The organism is Alteromonas sp. P256 (genome assembly GCF_036864455.1).
Lineage (GTDB): Bacteria > Pseudomonadota > Gammaproteobacteria > Enterobacterales > Alteromonadaceae > Alteromonas.
This window is the reverse complement of sequence record NZ_JAZETM010000010.1, coordinates 65,555-87,812: the sequence shown is the minus strand read 5'-3', so window position 1 is coordinate 87,812 and position 22,258 is coordinate 65,555. Positions and strand designations below refer to the sequence as shown.

General features: G+C 44.7%; 19 protein-coding genes. 16 read left to right on the top strand and 3 right to left on the bottom strand.

Annotated features, from left to right (window positions below; genetic code table 11):
• Positions 1-4 precede the first annotated feature (4 nt).
• The 12 genes from V7R39_RS14635 (at position 5) to der (ending at position 12,316) form a co-directional block, all read left to right on the top strand.
• Positions 5-361 (top strand): HesB/IscA family protein, encoded by a 357-nt coding sequence (locus V7R39_RS14635; RefSeq protein WP_334031580.1) that lies wholly within the window; start codon positions 5-7, stop codon positions 359-361.
• 113 nt (positions 362-474) lie between these two features.
• A complete protein-coding gene (sufT, locus tag V7R39_RS14630) occupies positions 475-1,008 on the top strand; it encodes a putative Fe-S cluster assembly protein SufT (RefSeq protein ID WP_334031578.1) in 534 nt (177 codons plus the stop codon).
• Between the two features lie 19 nt (positions 1,009-1,027).
• Positions 1,028-1,438, top strand: a complete 411-nt coding sequence (locus tag V7R39_RS14625) for a SufE family protein (RefSeq protein WP_334031577.1) — start codon at positions 1,028-1,030, stop codon at positions 1,436-1,438.
• A 272-nt stretch (positions 1,439-1,710) separates the two neighbouring features.
• Positions 1,711-2,142: a nucleoside-diphosphate kinase gene (gene ndk / locus V7R39_RS14620; protein ID WP_032097108.1), complete on the top strand. Its 432-nt coding sequence runs from the start codon at positions 1,711-1,713 to the stop codon at positions 2,140-2,142.
• A gap of 422 nt (positions 2,143-2,564) precedes the next feature.
• Positions 2,565-3,683 carry a bifunctional tRNA (adenosine(37)-C2)-methyltransferase TrmG/ribosomal RNA large subunit methyltransferase RlmN gene (locus V7R39_RS14615; RefSeq protein WP_334031574.1) on the top strand — a complete coding sequence of 373 codons (1,119 nt, stop codon included), beginning with the start codon at positions 2,565-2,567 and terminating at the stop codon, positions 3,681-3,683.
• Positions 3,684-3,719: 36 nt separating this feature from the next.
• Positions 3,720-4,985, top strand: coding sequence for a type IV pilus biogenesis/stability protein PilW (gene pilW / locus V7R39_RS14610; RefSeq protein WP_438823551.1), 1,266 nt, complete (start codon positions 3,720-3,722; stop codon positions 4,983-4,985).
• A 6-nt stretch (positions 4,986-4,991) separates the two neighbouring features.
• The gene (locus V7R39_RS14605; RefSeq protein ID WP_334031570.1) at positions 4,992-6,011 is read left to right on the top strand and encodes a RodZ domain-containing protein; all 1,020 of its coding nucleotides are present in this window, start codon (positions 4,992-4,994) and stop codon (positions 6,009-6,011) included.
• An 8-nt stretch (positions 6,012-6,019) separates the two neighbouring features.
• Positions 6,020-7,138: a flavodoxin-dependent (E)-4-hydroxy-3-methylbut-2-enyl-diphosphate synthase gene (gene ispG, locus V7R39_RS14600; protein WP_032097105.1), complete on the top strand. Its 1,119-nt coding sequence runs from the start codon at positions 6,020-6,022 to the stop codon at positions 7,136-7,138.
• A 77-nt stretch (positions 7,139-7,215) separates the two neighbouring features.
• Complete coding sequence (hisS, locus tag V7R39_RS14595) at positions 7,216-8,499, top strand: histidine--tRNA ligase (protein WP_334031568.1); 1,284 nt, start codon at positions 7,216-7,218, stop codon at positions 8,497-8,499.
• Positions 8,500-8,511: 12 nt separating this feature from the next.
• Positions 8,512-9,132 (top strand): YfgM family protein, encoded by a 621-nt coding sequence (locus tag V7R39_RS14590; RefSeq protein WP_334031567.1) that lies wholly within the window; start codon positions 8,512-8,514, stop codon positions 9,130-9,132.
• Between the two features lie 42 nt (positions 9,133-9,174).
• The gene (gene bamB, locus V7R39_RS14585) at positions 9,175-10,431 is read left to right on the top strand and encodes an outer membrane protein assembly factor BamB (protein WP_334031565.1); all 1,257 of its coding nucleotides are present in this window, start codon (positions 9,175-9,177) and stop codon (positions 10,429-10,431) included.
• 439 nt (positions 10,432-10,870) lie between these two features.
• Complete coding sequence (gene der / locus V7R39_RS14580; RefSeq protein WP_334031564.1) at positions 10,871-12,316, top strand: ribosome biogenesis GTPase Der; 1,446 nt, start codon at positions 10,871-10,873, stop codon at positions 12,314-12,316.
• A gap of 154 nt (positions 12,317-12,470) precedes the next feature.
• Here the strand turns inward: der and V7R39_RS14575 are convergent, their stop codons facing one another.
• Both V7R39_RS14575 and xseA read right to left on the bottom strand, forming a co-directional pair.
• Entirely contained in the window at positions 12,471-13,520 is a 1,050-nt protein-coding gene (locus V7R39_RS14575) for a hypothetical protein (protein ID WP_334031562.1), read from the bottom strand.
• A gap of 11 nt (positions 13,521-13,531) precedes the next feature.
• Positions 13,532-14,884, bottom strand: a complete 1,353-nt coding sequence (gene xseA, locus V7R39_RS14570; RefSeq protein WP_334031561.1) for an exodeoxyribonuclease VII large subunit — start codon at positions 14,882-14,884, stop codon at positions 13,532-13,534.
• 100 nt (positions 14,885-14,984) lie between these two features.
• Between xseA and guaB the strand changes: the two genes are divergently transcribed.
• The 4 genes from guaB to V7R39_RS14550 all read left to right on the top strand — a co-directional run bounded on the left by guaB (position 14,985) and on the right by V7R39_RS14550 (position 21,182).
• On the top strand, positions 14,985-16,454 hold the full coding sequence (guaB, locus tag V7R39_RS14565) for an IMP dehydrogenase (RefSeq protein ID WP_334031560.1): 1,470 nt from the start codon (positions 14,985-14,987) through the stop codon (positions 16,452-16,454).
• A 179-nt stretch (positions 16,455-16,633) separates the two neighbouring features.
• The gene (guaA, locus tag V7R39_RS14560; protein ID WP_334031558.1) at positions 16,634-18,211 is read left to right on the top strand and encodes a glutamine-hydrolyzing GMP synthase; all 1,578 of its coding nucleotides are present in this window, start codon (positions 16,634-16,636) and stop codon (positions 18,209-18,211) included.
• Between the two features lie 370 nt (positions 18,212-18,581).
• Positions 18,582-20,204 carry a methyl-accepting chemotaxis protein gene (locus V7R39_RS14555; protein WP_334031557.1) on the top strand — a complete coding sequence of 541 codons (1,623 nt, stop codon included), beginning with the start codon at positions 18,582-18,584 and terminating at the stop codon, positions 20,202-20,204.
• Positions 20,205-20,282: 78 nt separating this feature from the next.
• Positions 20,283-21,182, top strand: coding sequence for a histone deacetylase family protein (locus V7R39_RS14550; protein ID WP_334031556.1), 900 nt, complete (start codon positions 20,283-20,285; stop codon positions 21,180-21,182).
• A gap of 49 nt (positions 21,183-21,231) precedes the next feature.
• On the opposite strand, the gene V7R39_RS14545 is transcribed toward V7R39_RS14550, so the two are convergent.
• Positions 21,232-22,242 (bottom strand): phospholipase A, encoded by a 1,011-nt coding sequence (locus V7R39_RS14545; RefSeq protein WP_334031554.1) that lies wholly within the window; start codon positions 22,240-22,242, stop codon positions 21,232-21,234.
• Positions 22,243-22,258 lie beyond the last annotated feature (16 nt).

The following is a 22,258-nucleotide window of genomic DNA, read 5'->3' as shown; positions in this document are numbered from 1 at the left end:
CTTTATGAGTGTTGAAACGTTTGTACCGAGTACACAACTCATCTCGCTAACAGACAGTGCCGTTAAGCATTTCGAAAGTAAGCTTAAAGAAAAGCCTGGTCAGTTAATTCGTCTATCAACGCGAGTGAGCGGTTGTACTGGATATGCCTATGTGCTGGATTTTGCAGATAGCGCAAAAGATGATGATGAAATTATTGAGATTTCACCTAGGCTAAACGTGGCTATTGCTGCGGATGCAACGGGCCTTTTAAAAAACACTGAAATTGATTACGTGCAAGAAGGTGTTAACGGGGTGATTAAATATAATAACCCTAATGTAGTTGATGAGTGTGGTTGTGGCGAGAGCTTTAATGTCGGTTAATCTGGCAAGTACATAGTTTCACAAGTACTCAGTTTCACAAGTACTCAGTCTCACAAGCACACAGCCCCAAAAGAATACGGTCTCACGCAAAAATAATAGAGCACTAGCAGTTTATGAAGCAAAAAATGGTGGTAACTGAGCGCGAATGTAAAGCGCGTTTGGTACCGGCGGGGAATCCTGTTGTTATCCCCGAAGGCGAATTCGTCAGCATAACCCAAGAGTTAGGTGGTAATTATACCATCACTTGGAAAGGCAATATGTACCGTATCGACGGTACCGATGCCGGGGCCATTGGTCGTAAAGAAATGATGCTCAGTTTTGACGAGCCTAGCGATGGAAACATAAGCAAGCAGCAAGTGTGGGACGCGCTAGAAACGATTTTTGACCCAGAAATTCCTATCAATCTTGTTTCTCTTGGGCTTATTTACACCGTCAATATTCAACAAGAGAGTGGGGTTGTGGACATTGATATGACATTAACCGCACCTGGTTGTGGCATGGGGCCGGTATTGGTTGGCGACGTAGAGTACCGCGTTGCTATGGTTCCTCATGTAAATAAAGTAAATGTTGAGCTCGTGTTCGATCCACCTTGGTCTCGTGAAATGATGAGTGAAGAAGCACAGCTAGAAGCTGGCCTTTTCTTTTAAATTAAAAACAGGACAAAAGATGAAGTTGCCTAGCAGTGAAGAAATTATTGATGACTTAGCGTTTTTCGATGATTGGGAACAGCGCTATCAATACATTATCGACTTAGGTAAGTCCATTCCTGGCTTACCAGAAAGTGAGAAAACACCGGAACATTTGGTAAAAGGTTGCCAAAGTAGTGTGTGGTTGGTTGAATCTTTCGATAACGGTAAAATTACGTTTGATGTAGACAGCGATGCGGTGATTGTTCAAGGTCTTCTGGCGCTAGTGCTTGCTGCCTATAACAATAAATCGCCGAAAGACATCACACAGTTTGATGTGGACGGGTACTTTGAAGCTTTAGATTTAGAGCGTCATATTACGCCCACCCGTGGTAACGGACTTCGCGCCATCGTAGGCAAAATACAAGATTTAGCTCGCGAGAACGTGTAGACGAGCTTTTTTTTAAAAGGCAAAATTAACCACTCAGTATTTTGGTTAAATGAACATTTTGCTCAAATGGACTGTGTTCTCTAAATTAATACTTTAAATACAAGGGTTTGGTAGCATACTAGCAATGCTTTCATGTGCCCACGAGGCAGTGTAAAACGCTAAAGCTCAAGGTGACTGAGTCGCTTTACAAATAGTCACTAGTCATTGCGGTCATTATTGCCTATAATTCGCCGCCAAAATTGAAAACACACTTATTTGTTTGGAGAAAAAACATGGCTCTTGAGCGCACTTTTTCGATTATCAAGCCTGATGCGGTAGCAAAAAACGTAGTCGGCGCAATTTACAACCGTTTTGAATCTGCTGGTCTTCGTATCGTTGCTTCTAAGATGTTACACATGAGCAAAGAGCAAGCGGAAGGTTTCTACGCAGAACACAAAGAACGTCCTTTCTTTGGTGCTTTGGTAGATTTCATGACATCTGGCCCAGTTATGGTTCAGGTGCTTGAAGGCGAAAACGCTGTACTAGCTAACCGTGAAATCATGGGTGCAACTAACCCAGCTGATGCTGCTGCTGGAACGCTTCGTTCTGACTATGCTGCATCAATCGACGAAAATGCGGTTCACGGTTCTGATGCACCTGAATCTGCTGCTCGTGAAATTGCATACTTCTTCTCAGAAGAAGAGATTTGCCCACGTACTCGCTAAGTACGTAGTCAAATTAAAGTAGAGTTTTTTAAACTCTGAAACGAGGCTCCTGCCTCGTTTTTTTATACCTGAAGTGGGCAATTATCTATGCGCACTGGTATTTCTTTTTATGCAAAGGCATACATGGTAGAATTTGCACAAATTTTAAGCGCTAATCTTTAGGGAAATCCTTATTGCAAAGGTTGAGTAAAGATTAAGCAAAATGTGCATAGGCAGTTAAAGATAACCTAGCGAAAGTTAGGAAGTAATAGAGTAAAAAGCGTCAGTATCGGTGTTTTATGTGCAGCACTAAAGACAGTCACACTTCTTCGTTAAAGTGTGACTGTCTTTAGTCGCTTCTGAAGTACAACGCACAGTACTAGCACTCTTAATTAAGCAGTTCGAGGTAGTAATCCTCGCAAGGTAAAAGGGTCATTTTATTCATGGCAAAAACAAACTTATTAAATTTAAATCGCGAAGGCTTGCGCAATTTCTTCAAGGAAAAAGGAGAGAAACCATTTCGTGCTGATCAAGTAATGAAGTGGATTTATCAGCAGGGCGAAAGCGATTTTGAGAAAATGAGTAACCTCAATAAAAATCTTCGTGCCATGCTTATTGAAAATTGTGAGATAAGAGCGCCCGAAATTGCTTATTTTCAAGAGGCCAGTGACGGCACTATCAAGTTTGCACTCACACTAGAGGGCGGCCAAGAAGTAGAGTCTGTTTGGATCCCTGAGGAAGAGCGAGCCACACTGTGTGTATCTTCACAAGTAGGTTGTGCCCTTGAATGTACCTTCTGCAGTACGGCTCAGCAAGGGTTTAACCGTAATCTTAGTGTGAGCGAGATTATTGGTCAGGTGTGGCGCGTAGCTACATTTTTAGGTCTTTCAAAAGATACTAGCCAACGTCCCATTACCAACGTGGTCATGATGGGAATGGGCGAGCCCTTACTTAACCTTAAAAATGTGGTTCCAGCCATGGACATCATGCTAGACGATTTTGGCTTTGGTTTGTCAAAACGTCGCGTTACATTGAGCACGTCAGGTGTAGTGCCAGCGCTGGATATGCTGGGCGATCAGATAGACGTAGCGTTAGCCATTTCACTACACGCGCCGAATGATGAATTGCGCAATGAGATTGTACCTGTAAATAAGAAATACAATATTGAAGCGTTTCTTGCTGGCGTACGCCGTTACTTGGCAAAGTCTAAAGCAAACCAGGGCAGAGTGACGGTTGAGTATGTTATGCTCTCTCACATTAACGACAGTACCGAGCAGGCACACGAGCTAGCTAAAGTACTGAAAGATACGCCAAGTAAAATTAACCTTATTCCATTTAATCCCTATCCGGGGTCACCGTATACCTGTTCTAGTAATTCTAGAATAGATAGGTTTGCTAAAGTGCTAATGGAATATGGCTTTACGACAGTTGTTCGCAAAACCCGTGGCGACGATATTGATGCTGCATGTGGTCAATTAGTAGGCGATGTTGTCGACAGAACAAAAAGAATGTTAAAAAAACAGGTGAAGGGCGAAGCAATTTCAGTAAAAATGGCCCAATAATCATTAAGATATTAGGGTAAGACTATGCCAACTGGACTGCAAAAAGGATTAAGAAGCAGCATGCGCGCCGCATTAGTGGGCGCATCGCTATTCATTGTGGGCTGTGTTAGCAGCAGCCAAACAGGCATTAACAATGCTGATTTCGATCCTGAGGAAGCGGCTCGAACGCGCATGTCATTAGGTCTTACCTACCTTCAAAACAACAATTACACTCAAGCGAAGCGCAACCTCGATAAAGCGATAGAGTTTGATCCGCGCTCGGCCGATGTACAATATGCAATGGCCTATTACTACCAACTGGTAGGGGAAAATCAGCGTGCTGAGGAATACTATATTACCGCGCTAGACATTGAACCTGACAATGGCGATATCGCCAACAGCTTTGGCGCCTTCAAATGCCAAAACGGCCAGTACGACGAAGCTAAAACATATTTTCTACGCGCCATCGATAATCGCTCGTATTCAAATGCTGCACAAACCTACGAAAATTTAGCCCTTTGCGCTCAATCACAAAATAATATTCAAGACGCCATAGCGTATTTTGAGAACGCGCTAAAGCATCAACCCGCACGCGCGAAAACACTTTTCCTGCTTACCGAACTTTACGTCGCTACTGAGCAGTGGCAAAAGGCAAAATCTGCCCTTCGTCGTTATGAACGGGTTGCAAAAGTATCACCTGATTCACTGTGGTTAGCATTTGAAATTGCAAAGGGGCAGAAAGATGACGCTGCCGCAAAGGGTTATGGAGATATGTTATTGTCGTTATTCCCTAATAGCACTTTAGCGAAACGCTATTTGGCAGAGCGCTCAAACCTAAATGCTAAGGTAATTAAAACCGTCAAAACGGTGGTGAAAGACTCAGGAAATGGAAACGGTGTAAGCGCAAATCAAAGTGGCTCGATACTAAGACCAACCACAGAGCAAACGGTGTTAGTTGTGAATAGCGACGAGCAGTCAACTGATTCAGCGCCAGCCCCTGAATCTGCTCCAGAGTCGAGCTCTGATGAAAGGTCAAAAACAATGGCCAAATCAGCCGCTTCAGAGCTTGGCGCTGAAAAGGTGAAAGCGGGCGATCCCTTGGCGCAAGATGCAAACAATGAAAATGTTGCCGCAAAGCCTGATTTATCCGACCAAACGAGTAAATTCCATGTAGTAAAAGAGACGGAAAACTTATATCGTATTTCGTTGTTATACAATATTAAGATGTCTACGCTGCAAAAGTGGAATAACCTAGACAATGCTGGCGCTATTATTGCTGGTCAGAAGCTTTGGTTAGTACCACCGAGTATGCAGGAGGAATAAAGGTTAATGGTGTCAGAAGAAAACGCGAGTCAAGAAGTCACATCGCAACAAGAAAAAAGTACGCCAAGTCCTGGGACCTTATTAAAAGAGCGCAGAGAAGCGTTAGGTCTCTCACAACAAGAAATTGCCAGTAAGCTTTTCTTAAAAGCATTTCAAATCAATGATTTAGAAAATGATGTTATTGATGAAAAGTCATCAGTTACGTTTACCAAAGGCTATGTTCGAAATTACGCTAAGCAACTAGGGTTGCCTTCACATGATGTTATTGAGGCCTTTGAGCGCTTTCATAATCAATCTGAAGTACCGTCATCTGATAAACTTCAAAGCTTTTCAAAACGTGTCGCAAAACAGACACATGATGACCGCTGGATGATGGTGACTTACATTATTCTGCTAATTATAATTGGTGGCGTGGTGTTGTGGTGGTATCAGCAGCCTGGTGACGACACAACAACAGATGCATCATTAATTGAGTCGGTGAAAGAGGAGGCCATAGCGAAAGCACGTTCGCCGGAGACTGAATCTTCAATCTCTGATGATGAAATCTCTATAGGCAATGCACCAATGTCTGGCGAGAATTCAACGCGCACTGCTCAAGACGCTAGCAGCGCTTCTTCGTCAGCGTTATCAAATTCTCCCTCTAACCTTACAAGTCGCGACGGTCTAGACAGCGGTTCAATTTCAGCGCCGCCATCAGAAATTAACGACAGCAATAATCTTACCGCGCTTGTCAGCAGTATGACAGAAGGCGAAGATGTCGATTTAAATGTAAACGAGACCGCTGCGCCTATATCGATGACCTTTACGTTCAGTGAAGATTGTTGGGTGAATATTGCGGATGCCACCGGAGAGATTATCGCCACTGGCGTAAAGCAACAGGGACGGGTAATGGACATTCAAGGTATTCCTCCTGTTGCAGTTACCCTTGGCGCACCTGATAATGTGCGCATATCAGTTAATGGCGAGCTAGCAGATATCACATCGTTTCAAAATGGAAAAATAGCTCGTTTCACGCTTCCTTTATAGGTATTTAGATGTTTGCAGAAAGCCCTATTAAACGCAGAAAGTCCACACGTATTAATGTGGGAAATGTTCCTATAGGTGATGGCGCTCCCATCGCTGTTCAATCGATGACGAATACGCTCACTACAGATGTTGCTGCAACGGTTGCTCAGATAAATAGAATTGTAGCTGTAGGCGGCGACATTGTGCGAGTCTCCGTGCCAACCATGGACGCAGCTGAAGCGTTTAAAGAAATTAAGCGCCAAGTAAGCGTGCCCTTGGTGGCAGATATTCATTTTGATTATCGCATTGCTTTAAAAGTTGCCGAGTATGGCGTGGATTGTCTGCGTATTAACCCAGGTAATATTGGAAACATGGAGCGCGTGCGTTCTGTAGTAGATTGCGCTAAAGACAACAATATCCCTATTCGAATTGGGGTTAACGGCGGATCGTTAGAAAAAGATTTACAAGAGAAGTACGGTGAGCCTACGCCAGAAGCGTTAGTTGAATCTGCCATGCGTCACGTGGACATTCTCGACAAACTCAATTTTGATCAATTTAAGATTAGCGTGAAAGCATCGGATGTATTTTTGGCCGTTGGTGCCTACCGGCTGCTCGCGCAAAAAATTGATCAGCCATTGCATTTAGGTATTACAGAAGCTGGCGGACAGCGTGCAGGCGCGGTCAAAAGCGCGGTAGGGCTTGGCATGCTACTCGCCGAAGGCATTGGCGACACCATACGCGTCTCTCTTGCAGCCGACCCTGTAGAAGAGATAAAAGTAGGCTTTGATATTCTTAAGTCGTTACGTATTCGCTCTCGCGGTATCAACTTTATTGCGTGTCCTAGCTGCTCTCGCCAAGAGTTTGATGTGATAGGCACAGTAAATGCGCTAGAGGAGCGTCTTGAAGATATCTTAACGCCTATGGACGTCTCTATTATCGGCTGTGTTGTCAACGGTCCAGGAGAAGCAGAAGTGTCAGATTTAGGGCTTACCGGCGCTCGCAACATGAGTGGTTTGTACGAAGATGGCAAGCGCGTAAAAGAGCGTTTAGCTAACGACGACCTCGTTGATAAGTTAGAAGCCAAAATTCGCGCGAAAGCGATGCGGATGAGCGAAGAAAACAAAATCCAGGTATCGGTAAAAGACTAAGCCTGCAACGTTGTTGTTTGTTCCCAAAGCCCCTATAATGCGGGGCTTTTCACTATTTAGCAGTATGAGAATTTCAAGTGGCTAAGACTATTCAGGCAATTCGAGGCATGAATGACTGCCTACCGGAGATTTCCGGTACATGGCAAAAAGTAGAATCTGTACTTCGACAGGTTGTGGCGAATTACGGTTACCAAGAGATACGCACGCCCATTGTCGAGAGTACCGACCTCTTTAAACGCTCTATCGGTGAAGTCACTGATATTGTTGAAAAAGAGATGTACACGTTCGAAGACAGAAATGGCGATAGCTTAACGCTGCGTCCTGAAGGCACTGCGAGCTGCGTAAGAGCCGGAAATGAACATGGGCTGTTATATAACCAACAGCAACGTTTGTGGTACATGGGGCCAATGTTTCGCCATGAACGTCCACAAAAAGGTCGTTACCGTCAGTTTCATCAGTTTGGTGTAGAAACATACGGAATAGACGGGCCAGATATTGACCTAGAAGTTATTTTACTCAGCGCTCGTTTTTGGAAAGCATTTGGTATTGAAAAGCACGTTACGCTGCAAGTCAATACGCTAGGCTCTAATGAAGCGCGTGCTGCTTACCGCGACACGCTCGTTGAATTTTTAAAGGCGAGAGCGGATCAGCTAGATGAAGACTCACTTCGTCGATTGGAAACTAATCCACTTCGCGTTCTAGATAGCAAGAATCCAGAGGTTCAAGCTGCCATCGCCGATGCCCCTTCTCTTATCGACCACTTAGACGAAGAATCGAAAGCGCACTTTGAAACTCTTTGCGCACGATTAACCGAAGTTGGCATTGCCTATGAAGTGAATCCTCGATTAGTGCGAGGCTTAGATTATTACAATAGAACGGTATTTGAGTGGGTAACGGACAGCTTAGGCGCACAAGGTACGATATGCGCCGGCGGGCGCTACGATGGTTTGGTAGAGCAACTTGGTGGTAAAGCGACACCGGCGGTTGGTTTTGCAATGGGTATAGAACGTTTAGTGTTGTTGTTAACCACGCTGACTGATGAAGGCCAAGACGACAGTTTTGCTGATGTCTATGTGACCGCTATGGGCGATGACGCCCAGTCTTATGCTATTGAAGTCGCAGAGCACTTGAGAAACCAATTGCCCGATACGCGCATCATGATGCATTGTGGCGGCGGAAACTTTAAAAAACAATTAAAGCGCGCGGATAAAACCGGTGCTCGTCTAGCGCTACTTTTAGGTTCGGACGAAATGCAATCACGCAAAGTAGGCGTTAAGCCCCTTCGCGATGGTCAAGAGCAAGTTACAGTGAGTTTTGAAAGCCTATCAGATACGGTTTTAAAACTGCTGAGCGAAAAATAAGAAGAGGACATCATGGAACAGTTCGCAACAGAAGAACAACAAGTTGAAGCGATTAAGCGTTTTTGGAAAGAGCATGGCACTGCCATCATTGTGGGTGCTGCCTTAGGCCTAGGTGGTCTTTTTGGATGGCGTCAATATTCAGATATGCAAATTGAAAGCAAAGAAGCCGCTTCCGTTGCTTATCAATCGGCGGTAGAAACCTTCGCTGAAGAGGGAAGTAGTGCCAGTTTAAAATCGTTTATTGAAGAAAATAAAGATACAGGTTATGCCAGTATCGCAAACTTACTCGCTGCTAAAAAAGCAGCTGATTCAGGTGATTTAGACACTGCGGCCTCTCATTTAAATGAGGTGATCACATTTGCTGAAAATGCGCAAATGAAAGAATTGGCGTCCCTTCGCCTAGCCCGTGTGCAAATTGAAATGAACCAGCTCGATGCTGCGTTGTCTACGCTTGGCAACGTATCAAACGACGCATTCTCTGCAGAAGTATCCGAACTTAAAGGGGATGTATATCAGCAACAAGATAAGTTCGATGATGCGCGTTTAGCATACTCTAGTGCATTAGAAAAAAATGCCAACAACCCACTGCTGCAAATGAAGCTTGATAATCTTGCTGTTGCGGCAGCTCAGTAAGCTTGGGTCGAAAGGCTGATAAAAATTAAAGAGGTACGCAATTTGTTTCACAACACCTGTGGCCGTAAGGGTCGATTTGCTCGCACCATTTCAATGGCGTTGGCGGTTTCAATTACTTTGTCTGGCTGTTCAACCGTTTCTGACTGGTTCGCTGATGAAGAAGAACTGGAAATTCGTCGCTTAAAGCCCATCGAAGCTAAGTTTTCTCCAATGGTAGAGTGGGAGCGAGATATCGGTGATGGTGTCAATCATTACTTTTCACGCCTTAAGCCGGTTTACGCGTACGACAAACTTTATGCAGCAGACCGCCACGGCAACGTCGTTGCCATGGAGCCTGAAACAGGCAACGTAGTATGGGAAAAGAACTTTGCTACGTTTCGCACAGAAGGCATGCTGAGTTCTGTTAGCAATTTATGGAGCAGTGGTGAAAGTGCCCGTATTGGTGGTATTTTTGTTGCTGATAGACATGTTTTTATTGGCACTGAAAACGGCTATGTTGCTGCGCTAGATGCCGAAAGTGGCGAGCTAGTGTGGGACGCTACCGTGCCAGGTGAAGTATTAGCAGCCCCAGCAGCCGATGACGGTATTTTAGTGGTTAATACCGGTTCTGGCAGCTTATTCGGTTTTAATACACGAACCGGTGAGCAGCTGTGGCGTCATGAAGGCGATACACCTCCTTTAACATTACGCGGCATTTCAGGGCCGATAGCGTCAAATGGCGGTGTGATTGTGGGTGCTCCAACAGGCAAGCTTCAGGTTAATCTTATTGATACTGGTGTATTGGCATGGGAAACCGTTATTTCTACGCCATCAGGTGCCACCGAATTAGAGCGTATTGTTGATATCGACACTACTCCTGTGCTGTATGGCGGAACTATTTATACCGTCTCGTACAATGGTACGTTGGCGGCAGTTGAACTGCGTTCAGGTCGAGTAATCTGGAAACGAGAGTATTCTTCATATCGCAACCTAAATATTGATGGCAATCAGATTTTTGTTGTTGATAACGCGTCTACCGTTTACGCTTTAGACAGACGAAACGGTGTAGAGCTTTGGTCGCAAGGTACGCTTAAGCAGCGCTCATTGACGGCAGCAACGCCTGTGGGTGAATACGTAGTTGTGGGCGATAAATGGGGTTTTCTGCACTGGATTGAAAAGGAAAGTGGTGACATTGTTGCCCGTTTAGACGTGGGTGGCGATGACGAAGATGACTCTATTTACGTAGAGCCTATCGTTGCTGAAGGCGCGATAGTTGCTATTACCCGCAACGGAGTGGTGGCTTCGGTCAAAGTCCCGTAAATAAGGTTCCTTAAATAAACTCCTGTAAATAAAGCACCTTAAATAGAATAGCCCCTCAAAAGAGAACCTAAAAAGCGCCGTCACAACGGCGTTTTTTTGTTGCCAGACTTTCCCAAAAGCCGAGTTTAAAATGTCCGTATTTTTTGTTGTGTCACCTTGATGTAGAGCCTCTGTACCTGCAGTCATACGCCGCGATTACGCACATTTTAAGTCTCGCTGAGTGGTTAACGGACTATGCCAACTGGTATTATTCTCTCATCATCACTCATAGGTGATGAATCCGAATTGGTATTACCCCCCTTAAAGGGTATAATGCGCTCATTCAAAACCGCAAGTTGTCAACGAGCTATTGGTGCTATTATTTAAAGCACAGATTACTTCGTTATTAAACGCTTGCGGTTTATGCTTTTTAGCTTTCATGACCTTTAGGATCTGATAAATGTTACCCGTTGTTGCTCTGGTTGGCCGTCCCAATGTTGGAAAATCGACCTTATTTAATCGTCTTACAAACACTCGCGATGCACTCGTTGCTGATTTCCCTGGTCTCACGCGAGATCGAAAGTATGGTCAGGCCAAATTCGAAAGACGTCAATTCATCGTCGTGGATACAGGGGGAATTACGGGTGATGAAGAAGGCATCGACGCTGAAATGGCCCAGCAGTCACTTCTTGCCATAGAAGAAGCTGATGTCGTGATGTTTTTGGTTGATGCAAGAGCAGGGTTACTGCCAGCAGATCAAGGCATTGCCGACCATCTTCGTCGCATTAACAAAAAAGTTTTTATCGTTGCTAATAAAGTAGATGGTATTGACGGCGACAGTGAGAGTGCTGAGTTTTATAAGCTTGGGTTAGGTGAGGTTAAGCAAATTGCTGCCGCCCATGGTCGAGGTGTGAGTCAATTATTACAAGACGGTTTAGCGCCTCTTGAAGCTGATTTTCCAGATATGGAAATAGTGGATGACGTCGAGCCTGAAGGCGAAGAGGATGCAGAAGCACAGCGTCAACGACTTCAAGACTTACCTATCAAGCTTGCCATTGTGGGTAAACCGAACGTTGGAAAGTCTACGCTAACCAATCGCATTTTAGGCGAAGAGCGGGTGGTGGTTTATGATGAGCCGGGCACTACTCGCGACAGTATTTATATTCCTATGGAACGAGATGAACGGGAATATGTTCTCATCGATACTGCCGGCGTGAGAAAGCGTAAGAAGATCAACGAGGCGGTTGAAAAGTTTTCCATTGTTAAAACTCTTCAAGCCATTGAAGAAGCGAACGTAGTGCTATTGGTTATTGATGCTCGCGAGGGGATCACCGATCAGGATTTGAGCTTGCTCGGTTTCGTTTTAAACTCTGGCCGTTCGTTAGTGCTAGCGGTCAATAAGTGGGATGGGTTAAGTAGTGATGTGAAAGACGATATTAAGCGTGAAATGGATAGACGCTTAGGCTTTGTCGATTTTGCGCGCATTCACTTTATTTCAGCTCTTCACGGTTCGGGTGTGGGTAACTTGTTTGAATCTGTTCAGGAAGCGTACTCAAGCGCAACTAAACGCATAAACACATCAATACTCACTAAGATTATGGAAATGGCTCAAGATGACCATCAGCCACCGCTTGTTCGCGGCAGAAGAGTGAAAATGAAGTATGCCCATGCGGGTGGTTACAATCCTCCTGTTATTGTTATACATGGCAACCAGGTAGATGATTTACCGAACTCATACAAGCGCTTCTTAATGAACTACTTTAGAAAAGCACTTGAGATCATGGGAACGCCCATCAAGATTGAGTTTAGAGAAGGGGCCAACCCGTTTGAAGGGAAGAAGAATAACTTAACGCTAGCGCAGCAGCGTAAACGCCGTCGCATGATGTCTTTCTATAAAGACAAATAGTACGAGCAAAATAGTAAAAAACCGACGATTACGCTTGGGTAACTCGTCGGTTTTTTGTTTTAAAGCCCAGTTTTACCGTTTTGTTCCTGTCGCGTGCTTAATAACAATTACTGTACAGCATCAATTCAGAACAGCAGCATTTCAGAATAGCTATTTATAACAGCTTTCGAACCCGCTTCATTAACACCGATTCCTTTGGTACATCCACACGCTGTATTAGCTCATTCACAAGTGGATCTGAGAAATCGGTAGGAAAGGTGGTGGCTATTTTTATGATTTTGTCATGCTTTCTAAATACGTAGGTAGATGCATAGAGTGTGGGGGCTTTCTCAGACTCGGCCGTAATGCCAAGTCGCCACCCATCGGCAATGCCTTCTACTTTATATGGTGCTGCCGGGCTAGAAAGAGTAAGAGTAAGTTGCTGAGCTTTTGCTACCGCACTCGCTTTCGCTAGGTCGACATCAAGTTGCTCGTTTAACAGCGTGCGATCATCTTCAGTTATCTTGTGTGTAAACGGGTAAACAATGACATCAACGAGGGCATCTTCATAAGCAGGATGCGTATATCGGGTAATGGCGCCACTAAATGGATCTGCAAAAAGTTGGGTGTCTAGCTTAGTAAACTGCCCAAATGAATTAGGCACTGCTAAGTCATGCTGGTAATTACTTGCCTCAAGAGCGCGATAAAGGAATTCTGCGGTAAAAATTCCTTTCTTGACCGCATTGTCTTCCCACTGCTTGATAAGTGTTTCGGCATATTGAAAATTTCCACTCTCAGCCGGTTTCTGTGCACTTGTCTTAACAATATGGGAGTTTATTTCCATTCCCCGCCACTGCAGCGTTATTTCAGCAAATTGAGTGGATACTTTCCCCACATTGGCTATTAACAGTTCATAGTCATTATTCTCTGCATAAGGCTGCAGCGACGTTAAATATGAGGTTGCTTTTAGGGCAGACACAAATTCGTCGGGAGTAATACTATCTTCTTCGCAGCGACTCTCTGGCTCATTGCACAAGGCTATGAGCTCAGACGACGGATAGGTAGAAAATACAGAGACTGGTGCCGAGACGCTATGTACGGCAGGTTTGGTTACAACGGCGTGTGCTATAGGTAAAAAAGTACCAATAGAAAGGAGTGCTCCAGTTGAAACCATAGCAAGAGACAAAGAGGCTATTCGAAAAGCGAAGCTGCGAAAGGTCGGCATAATTGGCTGAGTTATTCCTTTAACGTTTTGATTACTTTACTGGTTATTTCACCGTCCGTCACTCGGGTTGTTATTGTATCGCCATTATTCACCGCTTCTACACTCGTTACGGCAGCGTTTTCAGAGAGAGTAATACTGTAACCTCTTGCCAGTGTAGACAGTGGACTTACCGATTGAAGTAATGATGCATTTGACGCCAGCTGTTGCTTTTTGGTGCCAAGCAGTGCGGCCATGCTATTGAGTAATCTCGTTCTCACATAGGCCAAATTACTGTTTGATTGCGCGAGGCGTTGTGCTGGGTTTTGTCTATTCAGCCGGCTAGTTAGCGATTGCAGTCGTTTATCAGCGCCTGCTATATCTCGCTGCATTTTGTGAAGCAATTGCAGCTGCAATCGGTCTAGTGATTGCCATTGATGCTGTATTTTACTCTGCGGGTGTAAGTTTTGTAATCGCTGACGCAAAATGGTCAGTTGTTGTTTGTTGCTAATGAGCTTCTGTGCAATCGCCCGCTGTAAACGCTGGCGTTTTTGCACCAGCTTTTGCACAACATCGTTCGAATCCTGGCTAAGAAGCTCAGCGGCAGCAGAAGGAGTAGGGGCACGCAAATCGGCTACAAAATCAGAAATAGTAAAATCGACTTCGTGGCCAACAGCACTCACAATGGGTAAATGACTGGCCGACACTTCTCGCGCTAATGCTTCATTATTAAAGCACCACAAGTCTTCTAGCGAACCACCGCCACGGGTTAGAAGCAGTACGTCAACTTCATTTCTTTCATTAGCTTTCTTAAGAGCCTGAATAAGCTGAGCTGGCGCAGTTTCTCCCTGTACCATTGAAGGGTATACAATAACCTGTGTTTGCGGGCTTCGACGTTTTAAAACGCTAAGTACGTCGTGAAGGGCGGCGCCGCTAGAAGAGGTGATTACGCCAATGCGAGTAATATAAGTGGGCAGGCTTCGTTTTGTTGATGCGTCGAACAGACCCTCGTTGTTGAGTTTCAGCTTTAACGCTTCAAAAGCCTGTTTTAGAGCGCCTTCACCGTCACTTTCCATATGTTCAACAACTAGCTGATAGTCGCCTCTAGCCTCATAAAGACCCACCGACGCTCTCACTAATATTTTATCGCCTTCTTTTGGTCGTACTCGCACCGAGCGGTTTGAGCCCTTAAACATGGCAGCGCGTACCTGGGCTTTGTTGTCTTTTAACGTGAAGTACCAATGTCCTGATGCTGCACAGACAAAATTGGAAATTTCAGCAGACAGCCAAATCAGGCCAATTTCGCCCTCAAGCACGGTTCTAGCCAATCGATTTAGCTTTGTTACTGTTAAAATTTGTCGAGATGTAGATGGCGAATTTGTAAACATAAAAAAAATCACATGGTTTAATACAAATAGAGTTTACCTTAAAACCAAAAAACACTACAATCACGCCGCAATTAACCCTCAACTGAATAGGTGTTGTTGCATGCTACGTATCATCCAAGAAGCCCTTACTTTTGACGATGTGTTGCTAGTTCCTGGCCACTCAACCGTCCTCCCTCACACAGCAAGTCTACAAACGCGTCTTACGCGCAATGTGACAATGAATATTCCTATGGTGTCAGCCGCCATGGATACGGTTTCTGAAGCCCCCTTAGCCATTGCATTGGCACAAGAAGGTGGGATCGGGTTTATTCATAAAAACATGAAGCCTGAAGAGCAAGCAAAACACGTTCTTGAAGTTAAAAAGTATGAGAGCGGTGTAGTATCCGACCCTGTTACAGTAACTAAAGACGCGACTATTGGCGACGTTATTGCTTTATCGAAAAGCAAAGGTTACTCAGGTTTCCCTGTTACCGATGAAGAAAATAACCTCATTGGTATAGTGACAGGTCGCGACCTTCGTTTCGAAAAGCGATTAGAGCTGCCTATTAGCAACGTCATGACAGGTAAAGACGACCTTGTCACGGTAAAAGAAGGCGCTAGTTCTGACGTGGTTCTTGATTTGATGCATGAGCATCGCATCGAAAAAATTCTAGTTGTGGACGACGCATTCAAGCTTACCGGCCTTATTACGGTAAAAGATTTCCAAAAAGCAGAAAACAAACCGAATGCCTGTAAAGACTCACTAGGTAGATTGCGTGTTGGTGCGGCTGTAAGTGTTGGCCCAGGTACTGACGAACGCATAAAACTCTTAGTCGATGCGGGTGTTGACGTACTGTTAATTGACACCTCTCACGGTCACTCGCAAGGCGTTATCGACCGCGTAAAGAAAGTACGACAAGATTACCCTGACGTACAAATTATTGCTGGTAACGTAGCCACTCGTGAAGGTGCAAAAGCACTAGCGGGTGCAGGCGTAGACGCAGTGAAAGTAGGTATAGGCCCGGGTTCAATCTGTACAACTCGTATTGTAACCGGTTGTGGTATGCCGCAGATTACTGCCGTCGCCGATGCGGTAGAAGCGCTTGAAGGCACGGGTATTCCAGTGATCGCTGATGGCGGTATTCGTTTCTCAGGTGATATCGCCAAAGCATTAGCAGCAGGTGCAAGCTGCGTGATGGTAGGCAGCATGCTTGCAGGTACCGAAGAAGCACCTGGTGAAGTTGAGCTTTTCCAAGGTCGTTATTACAAATCTTACCGCGGCATGGGGTCGTTAGGCGCCATGAACCAAAGCCATGGTTCATCAGACCGTTATTTCCAAGAATCCAATAATGCTGAAAAATTAGTACCAGAAGGTATTGAGGGTCGCGTTGCTTATAAAGGACCTATTGCCAATATTATTCATCAGCAAATGGGCGGCCTTCGCTCAGCAATGGGCTTGACGGGATGCGCTACTATTGAAGAGCTTAATACCAAAGCACAGTTTGTTCGCGTCACAGCAGCGGGTATGGGCGAAAGTCACGTGCACGATGTAAGTATTACTAAAGAAGCGCCAAACTACCGTCTAGGTTAAGGCGAGTTATTGTTCAGCGTGGGCATAGTGCCTGACACAGCCACGCTGTAAACCCACCCACGGGAGCTTGGCCTCGGCATCCATGCCTCGGACAGGTTGTTTACAAACACTTTGCCCACGCCATATGACGCCATATGACGCAATTTGGCTTAGTGGTTGAAAAGAAAAAAAGGCTTTTTATGAGTTCAGACATACACGCTCAACGAATACTTATTTTGGATTTTGGTTCGCAATATACACAGCTAATAGCACGCCGAGTACGTGAAATAGGCGTATACTGCGAGCTATGGGCTTGGGATGTAACCGAAGAGCAAATTCGCGCATTCAATCCCCAAGGGATCATATTGTCAGGCGGTCCAGAGTCGGTAACCGAAGAAGAGTCACCGCGAGCACCTGATTATGTGTTTGAGGCCGGCGTTCCTGTTTTTGGAATTTGTTACGGTATGCAGACTATGGCTCACCAGCTTGGTGGCGGTGTACTTGGTTCAGACAAGCGTGAGTTTGGTTATGCTCAAGTAGAGGTCATCAAGCCAAGTCCATTACTTGATAAGATTGAAGATGCTATCGGTGATAATGGAGCCGCTCGTCTTGATGTATGGATGAGCCACGGCGACAAAGTGTCTGCTATTCCCGCTGGTTTTGAGACCATCGCCCAGACTGCGTCTTGCCCTCACGCGGCTATGTATAACGAAGAAAAACAGTTCTACGGTGTACAGTTTCACCCAGAGGTGACCCACACTCGTCAGGGCATGCGTTTATTAACGCATTTCGTTATGGACGTGTGTCAGTGTGAAAAGCTATGGACTGCGGGTGCGATAATTGAAGATGCTATTGAGCGCATTAAGCAAAAAGTCGGCGATGATGAGGTCATACTCGGTCTTTCTGGCGGCGTAGATTCCTCGGTTACCGCCATGCTTTTACATCGCGCTATTGGCAAAAATCTTACCTGCGTATTTGTTGATAACGGGCTGTTGCGATTAAACGAAGCCGACCAAGTTATGGAGATGTTTGGCGACCACTTTGGTTTGAATATCATTCGTATTGATGCTGAAGAAAGATTTTTAGCTCGCTTAGAAGGTATTGAAGATCCAGAGCTTAAACGCAAAGCCATTGGTAACGAGTTTGTTCGTGTTTTTGATGAAGAAGCCGGCAAGCTTGCTAATGCTAAATGGCTAGCTCAGGGTACTATCTATCCTGATGTAATCGAATCTGCAGGGTCGGCAACAGGTAAAGCACACGTTATTAAGTCTCACCACAACGTTGGCGGTCTGCCAGATGACATGGCGCTCGGACTTGTTGAGCCATTGCGTGAATTATTTAAAGATGAAGTGCGCAAAATTGGTCTTGAGCTGGGCCTGCCCTACGACATGCTATACCGTCACCCGTTCCCTGGGCCAGGTTTGGGAGTTCGTGTACTTGGTGAAATTAAAAAAGAGTACTGCGACCTATTGCGTCGTGCCGATGCTATCTTTATTGAAGAGCTATATGCGGCAGACTTATACCAAAAAGTGAGTCAAGCATTCACCGTATTTTTACCGGTACGCTCTGTAGGCGTTATGGGCGATGCGCGTAAATACGACTGGGTAGTTAGTCTTCGCGCTGTTGAAACAATCGACTTTATGACGGCGCATTGGGCACACCTGCCTTACGATTTCCTTGGTAAAGTGTCTAACCGTATTATTAACGAAATAGACGGTATATCTCGTGTGGTATACGACATCTCAGGTAAACCGCCCGCTACTATTGAGTGGGAATAGTGAATGCTATTACAAAAGCTAGCACGAGCAGCTTAAGTGAGTAGCTTAAAAAGTAGGTTAACACTAGTTTAATAAGTCGCTTAGCATAACCTTAAGAAGAGCCCTCGTGGCTCTTTTTTCATTTCTATTGCACCTTTCTTTTTCGACATCGTTGACTATATTTAGTTGGGCAACAAATGCAGTACTTGTGAGTGATGTTTTTCGACATATTTTTACTATGTCTCACTAGGGTATGTTGTTGAAACTTCGATATAAAATTTAAGGTATAACAGGTTAAGCAATGGTATGCCTTCTCATACTTATGGCGTCACATAACTGTCATAAAAATATCATTTAATACTCAAGTATAATCTAAAATAAGGGTCTAATAGTGTTCAACTACACCAGCATAAGCCGTTTGGTTATTATGCCCGTTCTTGCCAGCTTTTTTCTTTTAGTGTTATTGAACGCGGCATCAATTTTCAAGTCATTCACGTTGCTTAACAATTTCGATGAACTTGAAAATACGCTTGTACAGTCAGAACGTGATGTTAATGACATACTCAATACGTTCAAAACGCAAGTGCAAGAATGGAAAAATGTTTTGCTTCGAGGCCATAAACAAGCAGACAGAGAAAAATACTGGGGGCGATTTAAGCAGCGTGAAAGCGACATTCAAACAAAGTTTAGTACCATGCTGCAAAACGAGGTAATCAGTAACGAAGCAAAAGCAGAGATTCGCCAGTTTCAAAAAGCTCATAACATAATGGCAACCAAATATCGCGAAGGGTACGACGCTTTTGTCAATTCTGGCTTTAACGCTAAAGTCGGTGATAGCTATGTACGAGGCATCGATAGAGAGCCCGCGAAACTATTGGGCAGTATTGCTGAGGATATAGCATCACAGTCGGCTAACGCTATAGAAGAGCTTAAGCAAAGCGCGCGTAACATGCTGTGGCTTATTCTTCTTGCCGCCATTGTGTTATCAATATTGTCTTTGAGTTACGTTATCGCAAGGCTTCGTTCACAGGTAATAAGACCTACTAAAGACATTGCGTCGTGCATCGCTAACCTTGCCAAGAGTGAATACGATTATTCCCTCACATATTCGAGCCGCCACGAGCTTGGTATATTGGCAAATTCTGCAAGGGCATTGCAACACAAACTTAAAGTTTCTGTTGAGCAACTCAAAGAGGCTGAGCAGGAAATGAGTGATACAGTGTCTGCACTAGGAAGCGTGAGTGATACAATAATGGAAGGGGCGAATGAGCAAAGAGACACGTCTCGTTCTTTGGACACTAGCACGGATAAGTTAAAGGGCATTGTGCAAAATCTGGTAGCTATCACTGACCAGGTAGCCGTAGCCACCAACAATTCAGAGCAAAATGTAGCAAGTTGCTACACCACATTCGAAAAAGCTAACGTTGGGTTTAGGCAACTTGCGCAAACGGTTACTGCATCAAGTGACATTGTGACTGAGCTTCAATCTCGCAGTACGAACATTCTAAAAGTTGTGAATGTTATCAATGAAATAGCAGATCAAACTAATTTATTAGCACTTAATGCAGCCATTGAGGCAGCAAGGGCAGGAGAACACGGTAGAGGCTTCGCTGTAGTTGCTGATGAAGTAAGAGCGTTGGCGGCTAAAACTCAACAATCCACCAGAGAGATTAACGATATTCTAAGCAGCTTCGAGTCAGAGGCAATGAGTGCGGTAACGGCTATGAATGCTGGCAAACAGCTATCTGACACCAATGCCGCTGAGGCAGAGTCGGCACTTGAGCGATTAAACACGGTTGTGAAGGATATCCAAGAGACGGCGAGTGTGGTGGTGGCACTTAATGAAGCGGCTGATGAGCAAGAGGCTGTGCTAGGGCAAGTTGAATCTATTATTGGTAATGTAGTGTCTTCTGCTGAGCGCTATCATGAACTCGCCCAGCGTGACGATATGTCCCGCTCAATGAAAAATATGTCATACAACGTTGAAAAAGTGGTGAACAGTTTGACCCGCTAAGCCTGCTTTGACAGTATTCACTGAGGAAGCGTCAGCTTCCTCTGCCACTAATGCTGTTAATAAGGTTATTGAGACTTCATGATCCCCCTAGTATTTCATCCCATCTATAGCCAACTCTCATTGCCAGACCGGCATCGATTTCCAATCGAGAAGTACGTGGGAATTAGAGATGAGTTAGTTGCCCGGGGAGTGAGCTCATCGCGTTTTAGCGCTCCAACCCCAATAACGGATACTGAGTTAACACGCTTCTACTCTCCCCAATATGTAGAACAGCTCACCACAGGTACTCTTGATAACAAAGCGATGCGACGAATAGGCTTTCCTTGGTCTGAGCAACTGATAGCGCGCACGCGAACGGCTGTGGCCGGAACAATCCAAACTGCCAATCTCGCCATAGAGTCCGGCAAAGCCTTAAATTTGACCGGCGGATATCATCACGCATTTGCCGATTTCGGATCGGGTTTTTGCCTGTTTAACGATTTGTATTTGGCAGCGAAGGCTATGCAATCTCACGAGGGCATCGATAACATTCTTATTATTGATTTAGATGTGCACCAAGGAGACGGTACTGCTAAGCTGGCCGAAAACGATGATGATATCTTTACCCTTTCTCTTCATGGTGAAAAAAACTTTCCCCATAGAAAACAGGTATCCAACATTGATATTGGTCTCTCTAAAGCGGCCGAGGACGATGAATATCTCACCACGTTGGAGCAGGCTATCACACTCGCATTTCGCCAGTTTCATCCCGATGCCATTATTTACGATGCTGGCGTAGACGTGCACATCAATGATGATTTGGGACTGTTAAATATTTCCACAAAAGGAGTATATCAAAGGGATAAAATGATTTTCGATTTAGCCGAGCGGCAAGGGCTCCCTATTGCAGCGGTAATCGGAGGGGGATATCAACGGGATATTGCGGCGCTTGTTGATGTACATATACAACTGTATCGCGCCGCAGGTGTTGTTAAATAGCGGTTTCCAGCTTTCCTGCACATAACCTAAAACGTTTTGCCAACAGGCCTTAAAGAAACGTTACTTGGAAGCCTACGCCAATACGCTCTTGTGAGCGGTTGTAGTCTATCAGTGAGTCGCCATAGCCATTGAAATATTGCACTAGCAGTTCATAGCGGTCTGAAATAGGGTAGGTCATATCCAATTGAAAGCTACCTCTATTTTCATCAAAGTCCAAGTTATTTCGAACAAGAGCGAGCATTTTAAACGCGCCAATTTTTCTGCCATAACCAAGCTCGAAGCGGCCGTAAAAATCCTCTATGTCTGGGTTGTCATCGCCACTGGCATCTAAGGGATCGTCTTTTTCATCTTCTGGCACGCGATACCATGTTTTTAGATAATAAATATCGTCATTGTCGCTAAAGGTGATGGAGGCAAATATACGGTTCCAACTGCGAGAACGAAGGCCACTTTGGCCATTAGACATATGATTAAAACCTAATTGAAAGGTATTAAACTTATACCCTAGTACTGAGTAGTCGCCGGTCTTTTGCCAAAAAACTTCTGGTTCATAGTTGGTTTCACGAAATGGTTTAGACACCTCACTATTGTAAAGTTGCCAAAACGAGGTGAGTGTGAAACCAAAATACAGTCCGTCAAAACCTGTGTCCTCTAGGTATAAAGGCAGCTTCATGCTTACCTGAAATTTAGCCTCTTTGCTATCTACATTTTCTTCTGTTAAATCCTGATTACCCGCGGAGTTTGGGTTTTTAACATACGTAAAAGGAAGCAGGTAATTTTGGCGATGCTGAGTAATAGCGAACACATTATCGAGGGCTTCTTTATCACCTGCTATTCTATCATCCAGCGCACTTTCTGTTGTGGTATCTCGCTTGATGATATCGATAACTTCAATGCCTTCTTCAATAGCTGAAGGTAAATCAGTTTTGTCTTCCTTTTTAGCAGCATCAGATGTTGTTTGTTCATCGCTTGAGTCTGACTCCTGCGCATGCACAAGGGTATTTGCACCTAGTAAAATGTACGTAGATGCAATTAAAAAAAACAAAGGCTTTAAATTCACCTTTTACTCTCCGAAT